This is a genomic window from Rhodococcus sp. FW305-130 (assembly GCF_058788335.1).
Genome location: NZ_JBYTAP010000008.1, coordinates 125,282 through 138,508, shown reverse-complemented (window position 1 = coordinate 138,508; position 13,227 = coordinate 125,282). Strand labels below are relative to the sequence as shown.

The window sequence follows — 13,227 nt, the reverse complement described above, 5'->3', positions numbered from 1 at the left end:
GGTCACTTTACGTGACACATCCGCGATGTGTCTCACCCCGCTCGATCAGCTCTGCGCGGGCTCCTCCTCGATGAGGTGCTTGAACGGTTCGAGATTCGCCAGCGACTCGCCTCGCGACACCCGCCACGCCCACTCACGCTTGATGGACGAGGAGAAGCCGAGTTCGAGGATGACGTTGAAATCGCCGTCGGCGGCTTCGAGAACCTGACCGAGCACTCGGTCGAGTTCATCGCCGGTCACGGCATGCTCCGCGATCTTGCCGACCAGGTAGATGTCCCCGACCTTGTCGAGTGTGTACGCCACCCCGTACAGACGACGGTTGCGCTTGAGCAGGAACTTGTAGACGCCTTCGAAGTTCTCGTCCACCTTGCGGCACACGAAGGCCTCGACCCGCACACCGTGATTGCCGACGGTGAGCAGAGTCGACGTCTTGAGTTTGTGTTCACCGGGAAGTTCGACGATGAAATGCGCGTCGTCTTTTCTGGTGAATTCGAGTTCGCGCTCGGTGAGGGCCTGCTCGATGGTGTCCGAAATGCTGCTCATGTACGCACTCCCCCGGTCCGGCGCAGACGCCACAGACCCCGCGCACGGCGGGGCGAGAAGTCGCTTGGACCGGTTCCGTTGTTGTAGTTGACTGCGGCTTTGCGATAGCTCTCGAGCAAACCGTCCGCGGTGTGTTCCCACGAGAAATTCTCGGCGTGACGCGGTGCCTGCGCGGCGAGTGCGGCCAAGCGCGTCGGCGCTGTCACCAAAGATTCGAGGGCGCCGGCCCAGTCTTCGGTGCGGTGTCCTTGAACCAGCAGGCCTGTCTCCCCGTTGCGTACGGCTACTCCCAGTCCGCCGACGTCAGCGGCGATCACGGGAGTTCCGCAGGCTTGAGCTTCGATGGCGACCAACCCGAAGGACTCCGAATAGCTCGGCACCGCAACCAGATCCGAGGCACGGTAGACATCGGCGAGACGCTCCGGTGCCTGCGGTGGCAAGAACGTCACCTGCGCGGTGATGCCGAGTGATCGTGCAAGTTCGATCAGCACGTCCGGCCGCGCGAGGCCGGTTCCGGACGGGCCACCGACGACGAGGATGCGCAGCGGCAACCCGGGCCTGCGGCTGATCACTTCGGCGGCAGCACGCAGCAGAACGTCCGGCGCTTTGAGCGGTTGGATGCGGCCGACGAAAGTCACGACGATCTCGCCCGGGTCCAACCCCAACGACGCGCGGGCGGAATCGCGATCGCCCGGTCGGTAGCGGGTGAGATCGGCGCCGGGAGCCACGACGTCGATACGCGTGGGATCTGCGCCGTACAACTCGTGCAGCGCCTTGGCTTCGTCGGTGGTGTTGGCGACCAGGCGATCGGACTCGGCGACTACTTGCTGCTCACCGATCTGACGTGCTGCCGGCTCCGGGGTGTCTCCCTCGGCAAGCGAAAGATTCTTCACCGCCGCGAGGGTGTGGGCAGTGTGTACGAGGGGAACGCCCCAACGGTCGCGAGCCAGCCAGCCGACCTGCCCGGACAACCAGTAGTGCGAGTGGATCAGGCTGTAGTACCCGGGCTCGTGTCGCGCTTCCTCCCGTAGAACGCCCGCGACGAAGGCACACAGTTGAGTCGGCAGATCCGCCTTGTCCAGCCCTTCGAAGGGACCAGCTGCGATGTTCCGAACCCGCACTCCGGGAGCGGCGTCCACCACGGGCGCGTCGGCCGAGGACGTCGCGCGGGTGAATATCTCCACCTCGACGCCACGTTTGGCGAGCTGAATCGCGGATTGCAGAACGTAGACGTTCATCCCACCCGCGTCACCGGTGCCGGGTTGCGCCAATGGCGAGGTGTGGACCGAGAGAACGGCCACCCGGCGAGGGCGCGAAATGTGCATGGGCGTCACGACTCCATACTGCCCCCTCACCGGGCGCGAACTCTAACCGAGGCTCGAGATGAAGGTTCGCACTTCGGACACGAATCGTGTCGGATCCTCCACGAACGGGCCGTGATTGCAGCCTTCCCAGTACGACGCCTGGGACTTGGGAATCAGTTCCTCGGCGTGCTTACCTGCACTCACGTCGACGACGGAGTCCTCGGTTCCGTGCAGAACGAGAACGGGGATATCCAGGTTACGAAGCAAGTCGTCGTGACCGACAGCACGGTTGAACAATGCTGCTCGTACCCGCGGACGGGTCGAGAGGCTGTACCCGAACAAGGCCTGCGACGCTGCGCCCTTGCCCTCGGGTGGGCCGGTGAGAGCGTTGCCGAAAGCGCCGAGTGCCCTGATCGCCTCGCGGGGATCTTCGGACATCGCGCCGGGAACCGCGCTACGCATCGCCGAGCCGACCTTGCCGCCCTTCTCACCGCGGCCGATGCTGGTGATCGCACCGACCAGAACCGCACCCGCCACCGCACCGGTTCCGTGCGCTGCCAGATAATCGCAGATCACCAGACCGCCGTACGACCAGCCGAGCAGTATCGCGTTCTCGGTGACGCCTTCTGCCGCGAGAACAGCCGCGACGTCGCCGGCCCAGTTCGCGGAGTCGTCGTATCCGGTTTCGGGAGCATCGGAGTAACCGTGGCCGCGCAGATCGACAGCGATCAGGCGGTAGTCCGCAGCCAGGTCCGCGAGGACCTGCTCGCCCCAGCACTGCGACGACTGAGCCCAGCCGTGCAGCAGCACCAGCGGGGTCCCCGCCGAATTTCCGGTTACTCGATAGACGATGGACGTGCCGTCGACGCTGACGGCTTCACGAATAGACATGCCGTCACGATAGAGGCTGCGACTGCAGCGCCGACCGCGAGCATGTACGCCGACGAGACGTCGTAGCGGTCGATCAGTTGCCCGGCCAGCGCAGACCCGAGCGCCACGCCGACGCCGAGGCCGGTGACCGTCAGGGTCATTCCCTCCGTGAGCTTTTCCGGGGGGACGATCTGTTCGACCAGCGCTGTCGCGATGATGAGCGTCGGTGCGACGGTCGCGCCTGCCAGCACGTACGCACCCGCGAGTGCGGCCACGTTTCCGACCAGGAGAAGCGGGACGCTGAGAACGGCGACCGCGGAGGACGCGATCATCAGTTGACCGCGCAGCGATCGCGCCGGGTGCATCGACCCGAAGATCAGTCCCGCGATTCCCGAACCGCCGGCGAACAGCGCGAGGACCAGCGTCGCGGATCCCGGCGAATTCTGTTCCTCGGTGAACGCGATGGCGCCGACGTCGATGACGCCGAAGATCGTTCCGAGCATCACCATGATCACGATGACGATCCACATCACGTGATTACCGAGAACCGACCGTCCGCGGCCGGGTCGGCGCGGATGCACCTTCGGTTCGGTTCCTCGCTGTATGACCAGCAGCAGGGTTCCGGTGACCAGCAGAATCAGTCCCGCCAGCGGTCCGGCCTCGGGAAAGAGCCCGATACTCAGGCCGACCGAAATGACGGGGCCCGCCACGAAACAGAGTTCGTCCACCACGGATTCGAAGGCGAAGGCGGTGCGCAGCTGAGGTTTTCCGACATAGATCGCCACCCACCTGGCGCGGATCATCGCGCCGATCGTCGGGGTGGCGCCGCCGGGGACGACCAGAACGAAAAGCAGCCAATCGGGAGCTTCCATCCGCACTGCGAGCAAGAGCGCCCCGATCGCCGTGACGCTCACGGCTGCGGCAATCGGCAGGACCGCACGCTGTCCGAAGCGGTCGACCGCACGTGAGACCGCGGGCGCGATGATCGCCGACGAGAGCGCAAAAACCGCGGCGAGCGCGCCGGCGAGCGCGTAGTCACCACGAAGTTGCGAGATCATCGTCACGATTCCGATGCCGATCATGGCGATCGGCAGCCTTGCGACAAATCCGGCGGCTGAGAAGGCGACCGATCCGGGGGCGGCAAAGATCTCGCGGTAGGCGCTCAGCAGGCCTTTGTTGGTGGATTCGCTCATGTCAGCTTCTCGTGCACTGAACAAGGTTCACAGAGCCGAGGCCGACTCGACAAATCGTTTTCACTGTGCGCTCGGGTTGACCTGTCGGTAACTTGCCTTACGATTGCGCGAATGAGTGTCCTGGTGTGTTTCCACGCCCATCCCGATGACGAAGTTTTCACTACGGGTGGCGTGATGAGAATGGCCGCCGACGCAGGTCACCGCGTCGTAGTCGTCACCGCTACCGACGGTGCTCTCGGTGAATTCCCCGACGGCCTGTTGGACGAATACGAGACGTTGGCTCAGCGCCGCAGCCGTGAACTCGAGGCGTCCACCGACGCGTTGGGCGCCAATCGCGTCGTGTCCCTGCATTACCCGGATTCCGGGATGGTGGGTACGCCCGAGAACGAGAATCCGGAAGCGTTCTGCAACGTCGACGTCGAGAAGGCCGCCGAGCGTCTGGCCGAGGTTCTTCGTGAAGAGAACGCCGATGTCCTGACCATCTACGACCCCAACGGCGGATACGGGCACCCGGATCACATCCAGGTCCACCATGTCGGCGTCCGGGCCGCAGAACTCGCAGGCACGCCGTTCGTCTACGAGGCGTCCACCAACCGCGATCACATGAAGATGCTGATGCAGGCCAACCCCGAGTGGACCGAAGAGGCGCAGCCGCCGGACATCGAATCGTTCGGGCTTCCGGCAGACCAACTCACCACCGCCGTCGATGTCAGTTCGGTGATCTCGTCCAAGCGCGCGGCCATGTACGCACACGCGACGCAGGTCGGCGATTTCGGCCCGTTCCTCGAAATGCCGACGGAGCAGCTCGCCGCGGCATTCGGCACCGAGTGGTTCCGTCGCCGCAACGCGCCGGAAGGTCTGTCCGAAACCGCCCTTCCCCTCTGAAGTCACCGCCCTCGATAAACCGAAGTCCCGACGGAGGTTTCGGCGGCTCGTTACCATCGGTAGGCATGGACCTCGAACAACTTGTCGCGAGCATGCCTTTTGCAGTTCACACCGGAATTCAGTTGGACAGCGCGGCACCCGAACAGGTTGTCGGCCATCTGGATTGGGACAGCCACCGCACCACCGCCGGCAACGGAATGCACGGCGGCGCCTTGATGACGCTGGCAGACAGCGTCGGCGCCGTCTGTGCATTCCTCAATCTTCCGCCCGGTGCAAGCACTTCCACCACCAGTTCGTCGACCGTGTTCACTCGCGGGGTGCGCAAGGGCACGGTCACCGCAACCGCCCGGCCACTGCATGCGGGGCGCAGCACCGTCGCGGTCGTGACCGAGATTCGCGACGACGAAGGCCGCCTCGTCGCTCAGGTCACCGCATCACAGGCAGTATTGGGACCGTGAAGCGTCCCGCGTACCGCGCCTCGGGTGCCACCCTGCCGTACGGCAATCTGCTTGCCTCCCATGACGTTGCGATGGAGGGTTACTTCTGGCGATTCACGATGCCAGGCAGCGGACGGGTGGTGATCGCGCTCGCCGGAATCAACAAGTCCGACGGCGGCAACTGGTCGACGCTCGGTCTCGCGGCACATCCAGGCGGATTCCTCCGTACCGCCGAACATCCGAGCGGATCGGCCGATCCACGTATCCTGGGGGCCTACGCCGACAACGCTTTCCGCGGCAATGCCGATCGACTGCAGGTCGATTTCGGCGACAGCCATCTCGACGTGCGGATCAGCAATCAGCGATTCTGGCCGCATCGCCGCTTCGGGGGATCGAGCTACTTCCAATCAGTTCCCGCACTCAATCAATACTGGCATCCGTGGCTGCTCGGCGGCCGGGTCGAGGGAAGCGCCGTCATCGACGGGCAGAACTGGGATCTCACCGGGGCACAGGTGTACGGCGAGAAGAACTGGGGAAAGGGAGGATTCCCGGAATCCTGGTGGTGGGGACAGGCACAGGGGTTCACCGATCCTCGAGCCTGCGTGGCGTTTGCCGGCGGCCAGGTCAGCGCCGGACCTCTGCGCACCGAAGTCACCGCCGTCGTTGCCGCGCTACCGGACGGAACGGTATTGCGGCTGGGTAATCCGCTGACGTCACAGGTGGAGACGACGGTGTCCGACGATCGCTGGACTCTTCGCGGCTACAGCCGGAAGTGGAGCGTCGACATCGACGGGACCGCGCCCATCGCCGACGCACATATTCTTCCTGTTCCGATACCTGCCGAGCGTCGAAACGTGCCAGGAGCGCTCGAGCATCTCGGTGGAACCATGTCGGTCATCGTCCGCCGGCGCGGCACCATAGTCTGGAAGGACAGGTCACGGTTGGCTGCTCTCGAGCACGGCGGATTGGATCGGGCGCAGGCCGAACTCACTCGACGGGAACAGCTCTCGCAAGATCGATGAGAGCGGAGGCCGCCGGATTCTTGCCGCCCGACGAACGCCAGACCAATTCCAGCCGAGATCGTGCTTCCGGTTCGAGATCGATCCGATGCAACTCCCCCACTGTCGACTCCGGAAGCACGGCCATTCCCAGCCCCTGCGCTGCCAATGAAACGATGATGCCGAGGTTGCTTGCCTCGAGCGCAACCGTCGGCTTGGTACCGGCTGCGGCGCACGCGAAGTCCAGACACGTTCTGATGCCGGTTCCCTCCGGCAGACAGATGACCGATTGCGTCGCGAGTTCGGCAAACGGCAGAGACGACACCTCGGCCAGCGGATGATCCGCCGCCACTCCGGCCACCAGTCGTTCGTCGGTGATCACCCTCGATTCGAGCCCTTCCGGCAGCTCGCCCGCCACCCCGATGACGGCTATGTCGAAGGTTCCGTCCAACACTCCGGCAAGCAAACTGCGCGAATCGTCCTCGGCCAGCGAAATGTCCAGTCCGGGGTGTTTGTTGTGCAACCGACTGAGCAGATCTGTGAGGTCGGCGGAAGCGCAGGCGGTAACCATCCCGACCGAAACGGAACCCCGAACCAGTCCGTTCAAGGCATCGACAGCGTCGCGGGTGCTCTGAACGGAAGCAAGTGCAGCGTAGGCGTGCGGGAGGACAGCTCGCCCGGCGTCGGTCAGACAAACGGTTCGACCACTACGATCGAGCAATTCCTGCCCCAACTCACGTTCCAGCCGTTTGACCTGCGCACTCACACCCGGTTGGGCTACGTGAAGCCGCTCGGCGGCGCGAGTGAAGTTGGCTTCCTCCACTACCGTGACAAAGTATTCGAGCTGCCGAAGTTCCATAACTGCTGATTCTAGCTGCGAGACAAACTAGATCTTGGACTTATCGCCGGTGCGGTAGAACGATGGAAGCATGACAACAACAGATGACGTTCAGAAGGCCGGAACCCCGGAAGACATCGCAAAGCTTTTTGTGCAGTTCGCCAACGCTGGTGACGCAGACGCCGTCGCCGCACTCTACGAGGAGGATGCGGTGATGGCCTTCCCGCCCGGATCCCTCACCGTGGGTCGCCAAGCCATCCGCGAGGTGATCTCTCAGATGCTGGCAGCTGCACCGAGATTCACCGTCGAGGAATCTCTACCGACGGTGATCAGCGGCGACCTCGCCATGACCTCGACCAAACCTTCCGACGGAACCGGCGGGCGCACGCAGGTCGCGCGCCGCCAGTCCGACGGATCATGGTTGCGAGTCTTGGATCGACCGGAACTCTGACTACCCTCTTCGCAGTCAGACGGCCGACGCGCGACGCATGGCCGCAGCGGGATCAGCAAACAGTGAACTCAGTGACACGACCGTGGAAGCGTATTCCTGGACCCGATTACCGAAACCGGTAATTCGAATGTCCTTACGCTCCAAAGAGGATGCCGTCGAGAAAGCCTCGGCGACATGGGGCACTCCGGCGGGATAGTCGGTGAATGCCTGACCACCCAGAATCACACGATCCGGGTTGAACAGGTCACGCAGCATTGCCACCGTCCGGCCGAGGACGCGTGCTCGATCAACCAGAAGCTCGTGTGCCGGAATGGAACCCGACGACGCAGCCCGGTAGACGTCCGCGATCGTGACACGCTCACTGCCCTGGATCACTGCGCCCGAAGACAAAGCCTGCGCGACTACGGCGCGGTCACTGATCGTTGCTTCAAGGCAACCCACGGCGCCGCAGGTGCACCGTGCGGACGAACCCGTCGGAAGGTGCGCGATCGAACCGGGTCCGCTGGACGGCGTGTGCACTCGACCTTCGAAAGTGATTGCGATACCGGCAGTTTCACGGGCGTAGAAGTACAGCCCGGTAGTGCCCGGCGTCGGAGCCTCGGCACGGTCGGTGCTGAGCAGAAGTTCCGACGCAGCCATCGCCTCGACGTGGGCGGCGACTGATACAGGAAGGTCCAAGCCGGCTCCGATGATGGATCCGACTTTGGCGCCCTTCCACCCCAGGCGCGGGTGATCGACTACTCCGGTCGCCGAATCGACGCGACCGCCGATGGCCACGCCGACGGCGAGTGGACGACGCTTGTGCCACCGTGAGGCAAACGATTTGGCCGAGCGCGCAATGGTGGCAAGCGCGACAGCAGAATTGGTGGCGGGAGTCGGAATCTCGACGGCGCCGAGCACCTTGCCACGAATGTCGCTGGCGATGATGCTGGTGACGACGGCACCGATATGAATGCCCACGGTCAAGTACGGCTCGTGGTTGACCTCGAACGGAACCCGCGGACGCCCGATGGCGCCGGAGGCTGTCAAGTCTGCGCGTTCGCGCAGGATCCCGAGGTCCAGCAGGCTCGTGACCTGCCGGTTCACGGTGGCAATACTCAGTCCGGACGCTTTCGCCGCGGTATCGCGAGAGAGCGGCCCGCGGGATCGAGCAATGCGCAACACCGTCGCGGACGGTCCGTCGGCAATGCGCAGTTCGGGCACGACGATCTGGGTACGGGTCCGCGTTCCCGAGAGCGCGGTTCGCGATCTGATGTTCGGAATGGCGGAGATGGTGGGTGTCGACATGGCTGTCCCTTGCAGAAGGAGGAGAAGGCGCATATCTCTGTCGACCGCGAAATCAGCTTTTGCGCTGGTCAAGCGAAGAGAAAGACAGGAAAGGCGCAGAAATTAGCTGCAGAAAGAACGGCGGCGACAACACAGCTCTCGCGCCAAGGGCAGACGCGAACCAAGCGCAGCGGTCACATAGGTGACCCGCAAAGCGGCAGGCTGGTCGGTCGACATGGCTCCAAAAGTAGCAGCTTCACCGAGATTCACAAATCAGGTGCGGTAACGATCACACTGACCACAACCCTGTCGAGGCGGATTCTCGCGTGTTTGGGTGGGTGCACTCCCCACGAAAGGTGCACCATGTCTACAGCTTTCGCCAAGCCGACCCTCACGGACGCGGCATCAACGAACGGGGCGGCTGCCGGCGCCGCTCGCGGCACTGTCACCCCCCTCGGCGCGCATATCGGCGCCCGAATCGACGGAATCACTCTCGGCGAGCACCTCGATCCGGCGACGATCTCACTCATCCGACAGGCGCTTCTCGAACACAAGGTGATCTTCTTCCGCGGACAGAACCACCTCGACAACGATTCGCAGTACGAGTTCGCCCAGCTGTTGGGCACCCCGACCACTGCCCACCCCACGGTGAAGTCGCACGGCGCAAAAGTTCTGCCCATCGATTCGGACCTGGGCAAGGCCAACAGTTGGCACACCGACGTCACCTTCGTCGATCGCATCCCCAAAGCTTCGATCCTGCGCGCGGTGCAGCTGCCCGAATACGGCGGTTCCACGACGTGGGCGTCAGGGGTAGCCGCGTACAACGGACTGCCGGATCCACTCAAGGCGCTCGCGGAGAACCTCTGGGCTCGCCACACGAACGTCTACGATTACGCGGCCACCAGCGCCGAGCGTCTCACCGAAGATCGCACGGCCGCCTACCGCGAGGAGTTCCAGTCCACGTACTTCGAGACGGAGCACCCTGTGGTGCGTGTCCACCCCGAAACCGGAGAACGCACGCTCGTCCTCGGACATTTTGTCAAGAACTTCGTCGGGTTGAGCACCGAACAGTCGAACGGTGTGTTCAAGCTCTTGCAGGATCACGCCATCAAGCTCGAGTACACGACGCGCTGGAACTGGGAAGCGGGTGACGTCGCGATCTGGGACAACCGGGCCACCCAGCATTACGCGATCGCAGACTACGACAACCAGTACCGGCGTCTGGAGCGCATCACACTGGCCGGCGACATCCCGGTCAACATCCATGGGGAACGAAGCCGCAGTATCGCCGGCGACGCTTCCGAGTATTCGGTTATCGAAGGTGCAGTTGCGGCAGAAGGTGCCTCGAACAACTCATGACTCACGCAGATTCCGCCCTTCCGCCGCACGCGCGCGGTTACGAAGGCTTCGAGGGTCGAATCGGCCGAACCGCAGCCGATTCGACCCCGGCGTGGCCCACAGCCACGACCCCGGCTCTCGGATCACCCAACATCGTCGTGGTTCTGATCGACGACATGGGATACAGCGACATCGGACCGTTCGGCTCCGAGATCGAGACTCCCACCCTCGACCGCCTTGCCTCGCAGGGCATTCGAATGACCAACTATCACACGACGCCCCTCTGCTCGCCGTCGCGCGCCGCGCTTCTCACCGGCCTCAATCCGCACCGCGCCGGGTACGGATTTGTCGCCAACGCCGATCCGGGATACCCCGGACTGCGTCTGGAATTGGCCGACGACGTCCAGACACTCCCCGAAATCCTCCGCGGCGCGGGCTATGCGACCTATGCGGTGGGCAAGTGGCATCTCGTGCGCGACGCAAACCTCGCCCCGGGACGAAGTCGTGACTCCTGGCCGACACAGCGTGGATTCGATCGCTACTACGGCTCACTCGAAGGACTCAACTCCTTCTACTACCCCAATCAACTGATCTCCGACAATTCTGTGGTCGACGTCGACGAGTATCCCGAGGGCTACTACCTCACCGACGATCTGACCCACAAGGCTGTCGGGTACATCAAGGACCTTCGCGCCCACGATCAGGACAAGCCGTTCTTTCTCTACTTCGCACACGTCGCCATGCACGGACCCTTACAGGCCAAACCCGCCGATCAGGCGAAATACCGCGGTCGCTACGACGAGGGCTGGGATCGAATCCGCGAGTCGCGGTTCGCCTCTCAGCTACTGCAGGGACTCTTTCAGGAGGGGACACGACAGGCACCGCGTAACTCCGAACCCGGGTTCGACGTGCCCGAATGGGATTCGCTCACGCCGGAGGTGCAGTCTCGGTTCGCCCGCTACATGGAGGTGTACGCGGCGATGGTCGACTCGATCGATCAGAGCGTCGGACGCATCGTCGACACCCTGGACGAACTGGGCGAACTCGACAACACGATCATCGTCTTCACCTCGGACAACGGCGGCACCGCCGAGGGCGGTTCGGACGGGACTCGAAGCTACTTCGCGCAGTTCGCACATATTCAGGATCCGGACTGGGTGGGCGATGTCCCACACGACGAATCCCTCATCGGCGGACCTGAATTGGGCGTGCACTATCCACGTGGATGGGGGCAGACGTCCAACACCCCCTTCCGGTTCTACAAAGGGCAATCCTTTGCCGGTGGGATCCGTGTTCCCTTCCTCCTGTCCTGGCCCGCGGGATTGAAACCCGAAGCGGGCGACAACGGGATCCGCGACCAGTTCGCGTATGTCACCGACCTGACGCCGACGCTTCTCGAACTGGCCGGAATCGAAACCCCCACCGTGCGAAACGGGCTGCCTGTCAAGGAGTTCGACGGCGCGTCGAGCGCGCCGGTTCTGCGTTCACCCACCGCTCCGAGTACCCACACCGAGCAGTACACCGAGGTGACCGGAATCCGCGGCTACTACAAGGACGGATGGAAACTGCTGGCGCTCGCTCCAGCTGACATCGACAAACCGCACTGGCAATTGTTCGACGTCCGAGCCGACCCGACCGAGCTCGACGACCTCGCATCACGGTTTCCCGACAAGGTTCGCGAACTCGCCGAGGCCTGGGACCACTCGGCGTGGGCGAACACCGTGTTTCCTCTACTGGGCAATACCGTCGGCGCGGTTCGCCGTCCGGAGGAGGAGGCACTCTCACGCCCGGTGCGACTACTTGCGGGAACGCCCCCACTGGAGCGCTACCGCTCATCCAAACTGATCGGGTTCCGTGACTTCGACATCACGATCGAACTCGACGGTTACCGCGAAGGCGACGCCGGCGTCCTTGTCGCCCATGGGGATCCACAAGGTGGATATCTTCTCTACGTCGAGGACGGCAACCTGCATCTCGGATACAACGCCTTCGGTTCCTACTCCGTGGTCGATGCGGGGCCATTGCCGGTCGGCACCAAGCAAATCGACGTGTCCGTGGCGGTGTTACCGCGGTTGCGTTGGGATCTCCACGTCAGCGTCGACGGCATTCACGCGGGCCAACTGCTCGGGCAAGTACAACTGGTCGGGATGGCGCCGTGGACCGGCATCTCGGTCGGGGTCGACGCCAGAGGACCTGTGTCGTGGGAAGTACGACGACGCCACGGACCATTCCGGTACAGCGGCGCGCTGCGCGCCGTCACCTACACCCCTGGCCCGGTCAAGGTACCGCGTCGTCACATCGAATCCATCGAACGGGAGGCAGAGTATGCCGCCGACTAGCCCTACGATTGCATCATGACCATTTCTTCCGATGCCCGCATCGCCGTAGTCACCGGAGCCAGCTCCGGAATCGGTGAGGCCACCGCCCGCACCCTGGCAGCTCAGGGATTCCACGTCGTGATCGGTGCTCGCCGCGTCGATCGTCTCGAGAAGATCGCCGAGGAGATCGGTGGTACCGCTCTCGAACTCGACGTCACCGACGAGGATTCCGTCGACGCGTTCGCGGCCGTGGTCCCCCGTGTCGACGTGTTGGTCAACAACGCGGGTGGTGCAAAGGGTCTGGCAACAGTCCTGGACGCCGATCTGGACGACTGGCGGTGGATGTGGGAGACCAATGTCCTGGGCACGTTGCGTGTGACGAAGGCACTGCTGCCCAAGCTGATCGATTCGGGTGACGGTCTGGTCGTGACCATCACCTCGGTGGCCGCGCTGGAGGCATACGACAACGGCTCGGGCTACACCACCGCCAAACACGCTCAAGCCGTCCTTCATCGGACATTGCGCGGTGAACTGTTGGGTAAGCCCGTTCGACTGACCGAAATCGCGCCGGGAGCCGTCGAGACGGAGTTCTCACTCGTCCGGTTCGAGGGCGATCAGGACAAGGCCGACAAGGTGTACGAGGGAATCACACCGTTGGTAGCGCAGGACATCGCCGAGATCATCGGGTTTGTCGCGTCCCGGCCGTCACACGTGAACCTCGATCAGATCATCGTCAAGCCGCGGGATCAGGCAAGCCCCGGTCGGTTCCATCGCACCACCAGCTAG

The 13,227-nt window shown here is 63.7% G+C and carries 13 protein-coding genes; 7 read left to right on the top strand and 6 right to left on the bottom strand.

The window, feature by feature from the left end; all coding sequences use genetic code 11:
• Positions 1-45: 45 nt before the first annotated feature.
• From AC3WQS_RS24220 to AC3WQS_RS24205, 4 genes are read right to left on the bottom strand one after another with little or no spacing between them, the layout of a single operon-like run.
• Entirely contained in the window at positions 46-543 is a 498-nt protein-coding gene (locus tag AC3WQS_RS24220) for a type III secretion system chaperone family protein (RefSeq protein WP_003941943.1), read from the bottom strand.
• Positions 540-1,868 carry a D-inositol-3-phosphate glycosyltransferase gene (gene mshA / locus AC3WQS_RS24215; RefSeq protein WP_256064734.1) on the bottom strand — a complete coding sequence of 443 codons (1,329 nt, stop codon included), beginning with the start codon at positions 1,866-1,868 and terminating at the stop codon, positions 540-542. The genes AC3WQS_RS24220 and mshA overlap by 4 nt, the downstream gene beginning before the upstream one ends.
• 42 nt (positions 1,869-1,910) lie before the next feature.
• Complete coding sequence (locus AC3WQS_RS24210; protein WP_020906763.1) at positions 1,911-2,738, bottom strand: alpha/beta fold hydrolase; 828 nt, start codon at positions 2,736-2,738, stop codon at positions 1,911-1,913.
• Entirely contained in the window at positions 2,684-3,910 is a 1,227-nt protein-coding gene (locus tag AC3WQS_RS24205) for an MFS transporter (protein WP_070384590.1), read from the bottom strand. The genes AC3WQS_RS24210 and AC3WQS_RS24205 overlap by 55 nt, the downstream gene beginning before the upstream one ends.
• Before the next feature lie 111 nt (positions 3,911-4,021).
• On the opposite strand from AC3WQS_RS24205, the gene AC3WQS_RS24200 reads away from it, so the two are divergent.
• The 3 genes from AC3WQS_RS24200 (at position 4,022) to AC3WQS_RS24190 (ending at position 6,254) form a co-directional block, all read left to right on the top strand.
• Positions 4,022-4,795, top strand: coding sequence for a PIG-L family deacetylase (locus AC3WQS_RS24200; protein ID WP_019744397.1), 774 nt, complete (start codon positions 4,022-4,024; stop codon positions 4,793-4,795).
• Between the two features lie 65 nt (positions 4,796-4,860).
• Entirely contained in the window at positions 4,861-5,253 is a 393-nt protein-coding gene (locus AC3WQS_RS24195; RefSeq protein ID WP_003942017.1) for a PaaI family thioesterase, read from the top strand.
• Positions 5,250-6,254, top strand: a complete 1,005-nt coding sequence (locus tag AC3WQS_RS24190) for a tocopherol cyclase family protein (protein ID WP_019744398.1) — start codon at positions 5,250-5,252, stop codon at positions 6,252-6,254. Before AC3WQS_RS24195 ends, AC3WQS_RS24190 begins: the two co-directional genes overlap by 4 nt.
• Here the strand turns inward: AC3WQS_RS24190 and AC3WQS_RS24185 are convergent.
• Positions 6,220-7,089 (bottom strand): LysR family transcriptional regulator, encoded by an 870-nt coding sequence (locus AC3WQS_RS24185; RefSeq protein ID WP_153212734.1) that lies wholly within the window; start codon positions 7,087-7,089, stop codon positions 6,220-6,222. The two genes, AC3WQS_RS24190 and AC3WQS_RS24185, sit on opposite strands and share 35 nt — an antisense overlap.
• Before the next feature lie 70 nt (positions 7,090-7,159).
• Between AC3WQS_RS24185 and AC3WQS_RS24180 the strand changes: the two genes are divergently transcribed.
• The gene (locus AC3WQS_RS24180; protein ID WP_019744400.1) at positions 7,160-7,519 is read left to right on the top strand and encodes a YybH family protein; all 360 of its coding nucleotides are present in this window, start codon (positions 7,160-7,162) and stop codon (positions 7,517-7,519) included.
• A 15-nt stretch (positions 7,520-7,534) separates the two neighbouring features.
• Here the strand turns inward: AC3WQS_RS24180 and AC3WQS_RS24175 are convergent, their stop codons facing one another.
• Positions 7,535-8,806, bottom strand: coding sequence for an ROK family transcriptional regulator (locus AC3WQS_RS24175; protein ID WP_020906761.1), 1,272 nt, complete (start codon positions 8,804-8,806; stop codon positions 7,535-7,537).
• Between the two features lie 342 nt (positions 8,807-9,148).
• On the opposite strand from AC3WQS_RS24175, the gene AC3WQS_RS24170 reads away from it, so the two are divergent.
• From AC3WQS_RS24170 to AC3WQS_RS24160, 3 genes are read left to right on the top strand one after another with little or no spacing between them, the layout of a single operon-like run.
• The gene (locus AC3WQS_RS24170; protein ID WP_020906760.1) at positions 9,149-10,144 is read left to right on the top strand and encodes a TauD/TfdA dioxygenase family protein; all 996 of its coding nucleotides are present in this window, start codon (positions 9,149-9,151) and stop codon (positions 10,142-10,144) included.
• Entirely contained in the window at positions 10,141-12,462 is a 2,322-nt protein-coding gene (locus tag AC3WQS_RS24165) for an arylsulfatase (RefSeq protein WP_492712390.1), read from the top strand. The genes AC3WQS_RS24170 and AC3WQS_RS24165 overlap by 4 nt, the downstream gene beginning before the upstream one ends.
• 15 nt (positions 12,463-12,477) lie before the next feature.
• The gene (locus tag AC3WQS_RS24160) at positions 12,478-13,227 is read left to right on the top strand and encodes an SDR family NAD(P)-dependent oxidoreductase (RefSeq protein ID WP_003942076.1); all 750 of its coding nucleotides are present in this window, start codon (positions 12,478-12,480) and stop codon (positions 13,225-13,227) included.

Excerpts from the sequence above, each read along its gene's own strand:
- AC3WQS_RS24220 (WP_003941943.1), bottom strand. The coding sequence starts at position 543 with ATGAGCAGCATTTCGGACACCATCGAGCAGGCCCTCACCGAGCGCGAA.
- mshA (WP_256064734.1), bottom strand. The coding sequence starts at position 1,868 with ATGCACATTTCGCGCCCTCGCCGGGTGGCCGTTCTCTCGGTCCACACC.
- AC3WQS_RS24210 (WP_020906763.1), bottom strand. The coding sequence starts at position 2,738 with ATGTCTATTCGTGAAGCCGTCAGCGTCGACGGCACGTCCATCGTCTAT.
- AC3WQS_RS24205 (WP_070384590.1), bottom strand. The coding sequence starts at position 3,910 with ATGAGCGAATCCACCAACAAAGGCCTGCTGAGCGCCTACCGCGAGATC.
- AC3WQS_RS24200 (WP_019744397.1), top strand. The coding sequence starts at position 4,022 with ATGAGTGTCCTGGTGTGTTTCCACGCCCATCCCGATGACGAAGTTTTC.
- AC3WQS_RS24195 (WP_003942017.1), top strand. The coding sequence starts at position 4,861 with ATGGACCTCGAACAACTTGTCGCGAGCATGCCTTTTGCAGTTCACACC.
- AC3WQS_RS24185 (WP_153212734.1), bottom strand. The coding sequence starts at position 7,089 with ATGGAACTTCGGCAGCTCGAATACTTTGTCACGGTAGTGGAGGAAGCC.
- AC3WQS_RS24180 (WP_019744400.1), top strand. The coding sequence starts at position 7,160 with ATGACAACAACAGATGACGTTCAGAAGGCCGGAACCCCGGAAGACATC.
- AC3WQS_RS24175 (WP_020906761.1), bottom strand. The coding sequence starts at position 8,806 with ATGTCGACACCCACCATCTCCGCCATTCCGAACATCAGATCGCGAACC.
- AC3WQS_RS24170 (WP_020906760.1), top strand. The coding sequence starts at position 9,149 with ATGTCTACAGCTTTCGCCAAGCCGACCCTCACGGACGCGGCATCAACG.
- AC3WQS_RS24165 (WP_492712390.1), top strand. The coding sequence starts at position 10,141 with ATGACTCACGCAGATTCCGCCCTTCCGCCGCACGCGCGCGGTTACGAA.
- AC3WQS_RS24160 (WP_003942076.1), top strand. The coding sequence starts at position 12,478 with ATGACCATTTCTTCCGATGCCCGCATCGCCGTAGTCACCGGAGCCAGC.